Here is a 1,003-nt window from a genome sequence, read left to right on the forward strand (position 1 = left end):
TGTTGGAAATATATAGCGTGCCAAACAATTGATGATTCCAAAGTGATAAGTTCCTCATTTTCTTGCCAACTGACTTATTCCTTTCATAAATAAACCTGATAGTTACCACAAAATACATGACTGCCCATAGATGGCAGTAATTATAAATCGATGAACTCAGGTGAAACGGATGGCTCTTTTACACAAACCTTCATTGCTAGCAGTGGCAATTGGTAGCTTGTTAACGACAAGCGCACACGCTGATTTGTTTATTTCACAATATGTGGAAGGCGGCAGCTACAACAAAGCGGTTGAGATTGCCAACAGCGGTGATAGCAGCATTAATTTAGATGGTTATTCATTGGCTAAATCAGCGAATGGCAACGGATCATGGGGCGCCACTTTACCTTTAGATGGCCACGTTTTAGCGCCTGGTGAGGTACTGGTTGTTGCGCATAGCAGTGCAAGCGATGAGATTAAAGCCGTCGCTGATATTCTTAACGCTTCATTGGCTAATCACAATGGTGATGACCCATTGGCTATCTTGAATGCAGACTCAAGCGTGTTGGACATGGTTGGCGTGATGGGCGATGTCGACTGGGGTAAAGACGTTACCTTGGTTCGTGCTGAACAAACCCCATCGGCGACGTTTGATGCTTCACAATGGGTATCGCTACCGAAAGACAGCATTGAAGGTCTAGGTTCTCTAGAGAATGTTGAGCTGCCAGACGCCTTTGCTTGTACACAAGACGGCGCTGCTCCAGTATTTACCACCATTCAAGAAATCCAAGGCGAGGGCGCAACATCGCCGTTCATCGATGGCTACCCGTACATCACCGACGATGAGTATTTCGTAAAAGGAGTGGTAAGCGCAGTTACTACCGGCCTAACTAAAGGTTTCTACTTGCAAGCTCTTGAGGATGATTTCAACCCAAGCACTTCTGAAGGTCTATTTGTTCATACCAATCAATCTAGCTCTGAATTAGCTGCAGGCGATGTAGTGTGTGTGAAAGGTAAAGTACCT

General features: G+C 45.2%; 1 protein-coding gene. It reads left to right on the forward strand.

Annotated features, from left to right (window positions below; all coding sequences use genetic code 11):
* Nucleotides 1-169 precede the first annotated feature (169 nt).
* Nucleotides 170-1,003: lamin tail domain-containing protein (locus BCT81_RS23370; protein WP_198596949.1), on the forward strand; the 834-nt coding region annotated here is incomplete at its 3' end.

Origin of the sequence: Vibrio sp. 10N.261.52.A1 (assembly GCF_002876325.1) — a bacterium.
GTDB lineage: Bacteria > Pseudomonadota > Gammaproteobacteria > Enterobacterales > Vibrionaceae > Vibrio > Vibrio chagasii.